Raw genomic sequence first — 7,911 nt, 5'->3', positions numbered from 1 at the left:
GTACCGCGCTCCGGGTCGACCTCACTGGAGTCGAGTGAGGTGAGAGACCTTCACCGCCGGGTTGTCGCAGCAACCTGGCTGAAGCAGATGAGAGTCGGAGCCTGCACGGGGATGGCGGCCGGGCCGTTGATGCCGGTCCGCACGCCTCAGCAGATCGCACGATGTCGGCGCCCGCTGTTCGCAGGGCCCCGCTTCACCGCTGCGGAGTCAGGTGGTGCAGTCCGTTCTCCAGCAGCGTGAACGCGTGCTCGGCGTCTTCCACGGCACCCGCATAGCGCTCGTCGGCGGGTTCCCCGTACGCCAGGCGTTCGGCGTTGTCCTGTGCCAGCGCCCACTGCACCGCGACGATCTGGACGGCAGCAAGCCGCGCGGTGAGTTCCGGAGTGTCTGCCGTTTCCTGCAACGCCTGGGCGAGTGCGCGTTCGGCGCCGGTCTTGAACCCTTCCATCCGGGCCACCAGCGAGGGTGCGTCGAGGATCATCCGGTGGACCCTGCGCACCTGGGGATGGTCGTTGAGCCCGCTGATCGGGTCCCGCTCGCGCAACCCGGTGAGGAAGTGCTCGCGCAGTGCGGTCAGCGGGGCGGTGCCAGGCGGGCGGGCCCGCACCACCCGGGCGGCTTCGGTTTCGTGGTCGGCGAGGCGATGCACCACGAGGTCTTCCTTGGTCGGGAAGTACGCGAAGAGTGTGCGTTTGGATACTTCTGCAGCCTCGGCCACCTGGGCCACCGAGACCTGGTTGAAGCCGTGTTCGAGGAACAGCGTGATCGCCGCATCGGAGATCGCCGCGCGGGTCCGCTGCTTCTTGAGTTCCCGTAGCCCTGGCTTGCCGTCCACGACACCCACGGTAGCAAGGAGTTGCCCCGAGGTGATTTCTACACCTGGTATACATTTACTCCGAGGCGAGAAATGAGACGGAGTGAAGGTGTTGACGGAGACCGAGACCGAGGTCGTCATCGTGGGCGCCGGCCCGGCCGGGCTGATGCTGGCGTGCGAACTGGCTCTGGCCGGGGTCGAGACCCTGGTGGTGGAGAAGCTGCCCCAGCGCATCGAGCAGGTGAAGGGCGGCGCGATTCAGCCCCGCACCGCCGAACTGCTCCAGATGCGCGGGCTGCTGGAGCCGTTGCTGCAGCGGGCCGTGCCGACTGAACCGGCAGGCGGGCACTTCGCGACCCTGCCGGTGCCCTTGGACTGCACCCCATGGCAGACCAGGCACCCTTTTCCGATCGCGATTGCCCAGTGGGGGATCGAGGAGGTACTCGAGGAGCGGGCGACCGCCGGCGGCGCACGGGTTCTGCGCGGCGCCGCGGTCTCAGCAGTCGAGTCGGACAACGACGGTGTGAGCGTGACGGCGGACGGCCTGCGGGTGCGGGCGCGCTATCTGGCGGCGTGCGACGGCGGCCACAGTACGGTGCGCAAACTGCTCGGGCTGCCTTTTCCCGGCAGGCCCGGGACCCATCAGGCGGTGCTGGCGGACGTCCGTCTGTCCGCCGTTTCGTCGCTGGTGCCGCAGCAGTTGGGGCACATGAGCACGCTGACCCGTCAGGGTGGCGGCTACTGGGCCATGCTGGCCCCGCTCGGCGGTGATCGGTACCGGTTCACTTTCGGACGCGCGGACCGAGCGGACATTGACCGCGACACCCCCGTCACCCACGAGGAGATCACCGCCGCGCTGCAGGCGGTGTACGGCGAGGAGACCACCCTGGGTGCGGTGGACAACTCTTCGCGGTTCTCCGACGCCACGCGACAACTGGAGCACTACCGCGCGGGCCGCGTCCTGTTCGCCGGGGATGCCGCACACATCCACCCGCCGCTGGGCGGTCAGGGTCTCAATCTCGGCATCCAGGACGCGATCAACCTCGGCTGGAAACTGGCCGCGGCCGTCCAGGACCGGGCGCCGAGCGGCCTCCTGGACAGCTACCACACCGAGCGGCATCCGGTCGGAGCCCAGGTGCTGCACCACACATCGGCACAGCGGGTCCTGGCCGACCCGCACCCGAGCGAGGACGTGGCCGCCCTGCGCGACATCTTCATCGACCTGATGCGCCTGCCCGACACCAACTGTCACATCGCAGGACTGCTGTCCGGCCTGTCGCTGCGCTACGAGCTGCCCGGCGAGCATCCGCTCACCGGACAGCGGATCCCAGACATCGACCTGGTCACCCCAGCCGGCCCCACCCGGCTGTCGGCGCTGTTCGGCGCGGGGCACGCCGTACTGCTCGATCTGGCCGGAGCCGTCCCGGCCGATCTCCGACTCCCGGAACGAGTCGACCTCGTCCGTGCCACCTGCACCGACGATGTGGGCGCTGCCGCCCTGCTCTTCCGTCCCGACGGCTACGTCTGCTGGGCTGCGGACCACTCCGCCGCCTGCGGTAAAACCCTGCTCTCCGCAATCGCCGGCAACCTGACGGAGGCACACTGAGCCGTCTGTCCACGGAGCTGCACACCGCGACGGCGGCGTGACCGGCTGCCGGTCTTCACCGACGATCAACTGCGCCGTCTCGATGTGCCGTTGCTGGTCATCACGGGGGCGAAGGACCGGATGCTGAATTCCTCGAGCCGGTCCAGCGGTTCCTGACCGACGCACGGCCGAGGAATGAACACCGGATCGCGCGTGCGCACGAGTTCCGTTTCTTCGGGTAATTCGTCCCGGCGTGGTTCGGGTCCGTCCAGCGGAGGGGACCGGGCCGTGCGCTCCGAGCTGGTCGGTTCGGCATCGGCCGCCGAGTGACCAGTTCGGCCGGTTGGGCCTTTCCGCTCACTGACCCGACGGCGCCCGGTGTTCCTCCGGGCGCCGCAGACAGGCGAGTGGCGACCTGCCGGGTGAGTGTGGTTACGGGATTACGCTCAGGCGGTGGTGCGGAACGGCCCGGTGACCTCGTAGGTGATGCCGCCGGAGGAGCTGCCGGACGTGCCGCGCTGGCTGGAGAAGTACAGCCGCCTGCCGTCGGGGGAGAAGGCGGGGCCGGTGATTTCGGAGCTGGACTGGCCGGTGATGCGCAGGAAGGGGGCGACGATGTCGTTGGGGGTGATGATGCAGATCTCCATGTTGCCGCCGTCCTCGGCGACGAACAGGTCGCCGGAGGAGCTGCCGGTGACGTTGTCGACGCCGGTCAGCGGTGCGGTGCCGTTGGTGACCAGGCTGTCGTCGTAGGCGAGTTCGTAGGTGCTGTTGAGCAGGTTGAGCTGCCAGACGCGGTTGTCGCCCTTGGTGGTGAACCAGACGGTGTCGCTCGCGTAGTGGCAGCCCTCGCCGCCGTTGAAGATCTTTGCGCCGGAGACCTGGTCGCGGGTGTAGGTGGGGGAGCCGTCCGGGTCGGGCACGTTCGTCCAGGTGAAGGAGCCGGAGGTGCCGGTGCCGGCGACCAGTACCTGGAGGGTGCCGGAGGCCAGGTTGCCCCAGGTGGTGGGGATGAACCGGTAGAAGCAGCCGTCCGACTCGTCCTCGGTCAGATAGATCACCTTGCGTACCGGGTCGGCGGCGGCCGCCTCGTGCTTGAAGCGGCCCATCGCGTCGCGGCGGATGGCGGCGTTCGCGCCCCACGGATCGGTCTCGTAGACATAGCCGCGGCTGACCTCCTCGCAGGAGAGCCAGGTGTTCCACGGGGTGGCGCCGCCCGCGCAGTTGGTGCGGGTGTTGGACAGGATGCGGTAGGCGCCGGTGATGGTGCCCGAGGAGTTGAACTTGACGGCGCTCGCGCCGCCGCCGGTGCCGAGTTCGGAGTTGGAGACGTAGATCCAGCCCGTCCCGTCGGCGAAGCAGGCGCCGCCGTCGGGGGCGCCGTGCCAGGTGTAGGAGGTGCCGGGGACTGTTTGGCTGGAGCGGGCGATGACTCTGCTGGTGAAGCCGGAGGGCAGCATGATCCCGTTGGCGTCGGCGGCCAGCAGGCCACCGTACGGGCTGGTGCCGTTCTGGGCCGGGGCCGCGTAGGCGGCGCCGTGCATGAGGGTGCCGCCGAAGACGGCAGCCGAGGTGCCGATCACTGCACCACGCAGAAAGCTGCGACGTTCCACAGGTACTCCTTCGTCAAAGAAGGGCGAACGATGGCTCGTTGAGCGCCGCCGACTGGTCACCGGGGACCCTAGGGCCCCTGGCAGGGGGCGGTAAGGATCCCTCGGACCAACTCCTCCCGGACAACTGGTGAGTAGATTTGACGCAGAAACGATCAGTCAGTCACCAAATGAACCATCAGGGAATTCCCCAGGACCAACTGGTGCAGATTCTTGAGGGGAAGCAGGCCGAGGAGGCCGGGCCGTTGACGAATCCCGCTCACGGATGCTGTGGGATGTCGTCAAGCCGGCATCAGCGGACCGATCTGTCCCCTGCATCGGTGTGCCACGTCGCTTCGCGGGATGCGATCGGCTTCAGGCCGCAGTCGGGCCGACTGTCTGCTGCTGACCACGGGCTGGACAGCAGGCTCTGCACATCTCCGACGGCACGCCCGGGGGAGGTGAACCGGTGCCGCCGATCCGCGGTCCGAGCCGGGAGGCAAGCCGCCGCGCCGATCTCCTCCTCGGGCGGCGACGCCATCCGGGTGGCACCGGCCCGGCTGGAGGAGGCCGACGCCGACCAGCTGTACACCGACTGCTTCGCCGTCCGGGACCGATCCCGCGCGTAGGCGCCCGCCGTATTCGCAATGAATTGTGTTCATCCTGAACGTGCAGGTCGCGGGGGTGGTGTGGGTGGGTGATGCCGTACTCGTGCTGGCTGTCGGGGGTTGTCTGCGGTGTAGATCGTCGGTCAGCGGGCGATCTCGTGCTGGTTGAGGATCATCAGCGCGCGTACGAGCCGTTAGCCCACTTCGCGTCGAGGCGCAGTTTGCTCTGCTCTCGCTCGTGGCGGTGCGGCCGAGACGGCCCGGTTGCAGTCAGGCCGCGGCACCGGCGCTCCGAGCGCGATGAGCTGGGCTTCTGCATACTCGTGGCCTGCTCCTGGCGGCGGACCTTCTGCGCGGTGCCGTCGGGCATGAGTTTGCTGGTCCGCTCGGTCTGACTCCAGCGTCAGACCGAGCGCCCAAGGTCGGTCACGCGAAACGCGGCCGCGCGGCGACCATCACGCCAAGGAGCGGGGGTGGTTCTGGTCGCGCCAGGCCCGAGGCGAGAGTCCGTATGCCTGTTTGAACACCTTGCTGAAGTGGGTCGCGTCCACGAAGCCCCACCTTCGTCCTATCGCAGCGATGGTCCGCAGCCGCCCGTTCGGGCTGGCCAGCTCTCGCCTGCATTCGGCCAAGCGGCGTGTACGGATCCAGTCTCCGAGGCTGATGCCTGACTGGGACAGCACCGCGTAGAGGTGACGCACGGAGATGCCGTGGGCGGCGGCGATCTGTGCCGCCGACAGATCGGGATCAGCCAAATGCTCCCGGATGTATTGAGTGATCCGCAGGCTGAGTGTCGCCTCCAACGGTTCTCTGGCCAGGCTGGCGTTGCCGTGCTGGGACGTCAGGACGGCACGGAGGAGTTCGATGCTGGGTTCCACGACGGCGTCGGCGTGCACGCCCTGGTGTAATTCGTCGCTGACGGCCAGTTGGGAGAAGTAGGTGAAGGCGAGGCGCGCAACGGGGTTGTCGGATCCCAAGGGGACCGCGGTGATGTCTCGTAGCAACCGGTCGGGGAGCGCGAGCGCCGCGCGGGGGAAACGGATGAAGCGGTAGTCGACTCCCTCGTCGAAGAGATGTGTGTAGGGAGCGATCGATTCGTAGACGGCGAATTCCCCCGGCTTCAGCAGGCACTCGCGACCGTTCTGCACCACCAGGCTGCTGCCCGTCATCTGCACACCGAGAGTGACGGCCGGCTCCTCGTCCTTGCGGGCCAGCCGCTCCGTCCGACGGAGAGCGACCGCGGTCGCCCGCGCCGAACAGATCCTGATGGGCCCCACGGCGCCGAGCCCGATGCGAACGGAGATGTCCTCAGCCGCAGGACGGTGGTCGATATCGACTGCCACCATGGATTCCCACACCGCGTTGCGGATCACTTCCTCCCGGTCCCGCGGCGGTATGAACGCGGTGTCCAGGACCGGACTCATGAGGCAGACCCTCGTCCGCGTCGGTCACAGAGCCGGCCTGGCAGTACCTCGGTCCGTTCCCCCACAAGTCACCCCTCCACACGGACGTACCCGACATCAGTGTGTCGGGATTCTCTCTCGCTGTGCAACGGTTTCGACAGGCATACGCAGGGCCCGAACTCGCCTGATGCGGCGTCAACTTGAGGCGGTGCACTACTGACAAAGTTCCCTGCACGGGTGACAAAGTCCGAAGCCCACGATGGCCCTAAGGTCCATGGGCGAGGCCGGAGAACGGGGCCCCCAATCTGAGAGGCGTGTTCATGACCATCTGCTCGACTCGGCGGACCACGGGCATTCTGACCATCGGTGCCCTTACAGCCAGCCTTCTCAGCGGTGCCATGGCTGTCGCACCCTCCGCGGCGGCAGCCTACGCTGGGCAATGCAACATCAATCAGGTCACGAGCGTCGGGGTTACCCCTGGGTACTCCATCACCCGGCCGGCTTACCAGAGCGGCGGCGGCAGCAGAACCGCCAACTGCTGGATGGACTACGGCAGCACAGGATCCGGCGTCGAGTGGCTCCAGTTCTCGCTCAACTCTTGCTACGGGTTCAAACTTGCGACCGATGGCGAGTTCGGTTCGGCCACACGTAGCGCGCTCGTGTCCGCGCAGGGGCAGGAGAACATCACTGCCGACGGCCAGTACGGCACTCAGAGTTCTCAGTACCTGAAGTTCCCGCGGTATCGGGAGATCACCGGCGACCGTAGTGGCTGCGAGTCGATCAACTGACCTGCCACCGCTGAGGAACTACGCCCGGCAACTGCGGCCCTGGCGGGTCTGAGACTCAGCTCACCAGGGCCGTCCCGTCGCGTCTTCCAGCGCAGACAGAAACCTGGAAGTGCCGAAAGGTCCCGCCCCTCACACGTCGGGGGAGCGATGCCCCCGGGCAAGGGTCCTCTGGCCAGAGTGCTGGATGCTGACGGCTGAACGCGATCACCGGTGCCGGGCACCGCGAAGGGGACCGGTCACACTCCCCACCGCCCGGACGGGCGAACAGCCTCATCAGAATACTGAACTCGTCGACCGTTGCGGCATGTTCAACCCCAGTAACGTCTTGGCGACTTCTTGGCATGTTCATTAACAATCGCCTGCCGCTGGCCACTTTTATCGTCACCGTGTCCGCCGGCAGAGCACTTCCCCCTATGAGAGGCAGATCGTGTCGTTTCGTCTCGGCCAGCGGCTCAGATCTCTTCTGGCGACGGGCACCCTTACCGCTGGCCTCCTCGGCGGCGCCGTTGCCGTGGCTCCTTCGGCGGCAGCGTGGACCTATGTCGGACATTGCTCGGCCAGTCAAACCATCAGCTACACGCCCACCTCCTCGCAGCTGATCAAAGTGCCAGTGACGCCGTACAACGGTGTCAACAACGTGCGCTGCTGGATGGACTACGGCAGCACCGGAAACGGCGTCAGGATCCTTCAGCTCGCCCTCCAGTCATGCTACGGGCGCTCCATCGCCGTCGACGGCGACTTCGGCCCGGCCACACGAGACGCCCTCAAGTACGCCCAGAGGCAGGAGGGAATCACCGCTGACGGGCTGTACGGCGAGGAAGGCTTCAAGAATCTGAAGTGGCCGAGGTACCTGCAGGACGGGACACGTAACGGCTGTGCCAGCTACAACTTCTAGCCCGCTCATTGAACACGGTACATCGTGAAAACTACACATCAGCGCGCCTGGTGTGCGTAGGCGTCGGGAGGCTCGGGCGGGTCCGGGGCGATAGTCCCGACAAGATCATCTGTCAGCGGGCGACTTCCTGGTTCGTCAGCACCAGCAGGGCCCTCACCAGCGCGGTCGCCCACCTCGGAGTCGTGCGGACCTTGCCGGGGACGCGCCAGTTCCTCAGATGGGCGAAGCC

General features: G+C 67.1%; 6 protein-coding genes and 1 pseudogene. 3 read left to right on the top strand and 4 right to left on the bottom strand.

Annotation, left to right across the window (positions count from 1 at the left end):
* Window positions 1–193: 193 nt before the first annotated feature.
* The gene (locus StrepF001_RS43390; protein ID WP_206307153.1) at window positions 194–835 is read right to left on the bottom strand and encodes a TetR/AcrR family transcriptional regulator; all 642 of its coding nucleotides are present in this window, start codon (window positions 833–835) and stop codon (window positions 194–196) included.
* Window positions 836–917: 82 nt separating this feature from the next.
* Between StrepF001_RS43390 and StrepF001_RS43385 the strand changes: the two genes are divergently transcribed.
* Entirely contained in the window at window positions 918–2,420 is a 1,503-nt protein-coding gene (locus StrepF001_RS43385) for an FAD-dependent monooxygenase (RefSeq protein WP_276322898.1), read from the top strand.
* Window positions 2,421–2,845: 425 nt separating this feature from the next.
* On the opposite strand, the gene StrepF001_RS43380 is transcribed toward StrepF001_RS43385, so the two are convergent.
* Window positions 2,846–4,012, bottom strand: a complete 1,167-nt coding sequence (locus tag StrepF001_RS43380) for an alkaline phosphatase PhoX (RefSeq protein WP_129803577.1) — start codon at window positions 4,010–4,012, stop codon at window positions 2,846–2,848.
* 1,039 nt (window positions 4,013–5,051) lie between these two features.
* Window positions 5,052–6,020, bottom strand: coding sequence for a helix-turn-helix domain-containing protein (locus StrepF001_RS43375; protein WP_129803576.1), 969 nt, complete (start codon window positions 6,018–6,020; stop codon window positions 5,052–5,054).
* A 299-nt stretch (window positions 6,021–6,319) separates the two neighbouring features.
* Here StrepF001_RS43375 and StrepF001_RS43370 point away from each other — a divergent pair, with 299 nt between their 5' ends.
* Both StrepF001_RS43370 and StrepF001_RS43365 read left to right on the top strand, forming a co-directional pair.
* Window positions 6,320–6,787 carry a peptidoglycan-binding domain-containing protein gene (locus StrepF001_RS43370; RefSeq protein WP_240797982.1) on the top strand — a complete coding sequence of 156 codons (468 nt, stop codon included), beginning with the start codon at window positions 6,320–6,322 and terminating at the stop codon, window positions 6,785–6,787.
* Window positions 6,788–7,214: 427 nt separating this feature from the next.
* Window positions 7,215–7,682, top strand: coding sequence for a peptidoglycan-binding domain-containing protein (locus tag StrepF001_RS43365; RefSeq protein ID WP_129803574.1), 468 nt, complete (start codon window positions 7,215–7,217; stop codon window positions 7,680–7,682).
* 112 nt (window positions 7,683–7,794) lie between these two features.
* On the opposite strand, the pseudogene StrepF001_RS50355 reads toward StrepF001_RS43365, so the two are convergent.
* A pseudogene (locus StrepF001_RS50355) lies at window positions 7,795–7,911 on the bottom strand (IS5/IS1182 family transposase); the annotation flags it as partial.

The sequence above is a fragment of the Streptomyces sp. F001 genome (assembly GCF_004187715.1).
In the GTDB taxonomy this organism is placed as follows: domain Bacteria; phylum Actinomycetota; class Actinomycetes; order Streptomycetales; family Streptomycetaceae; genus Streptomyces; species Streptomyces flavusporus.
This window is presented reverse-complemented; position numbering and strand designations above follow the sequence as displayed.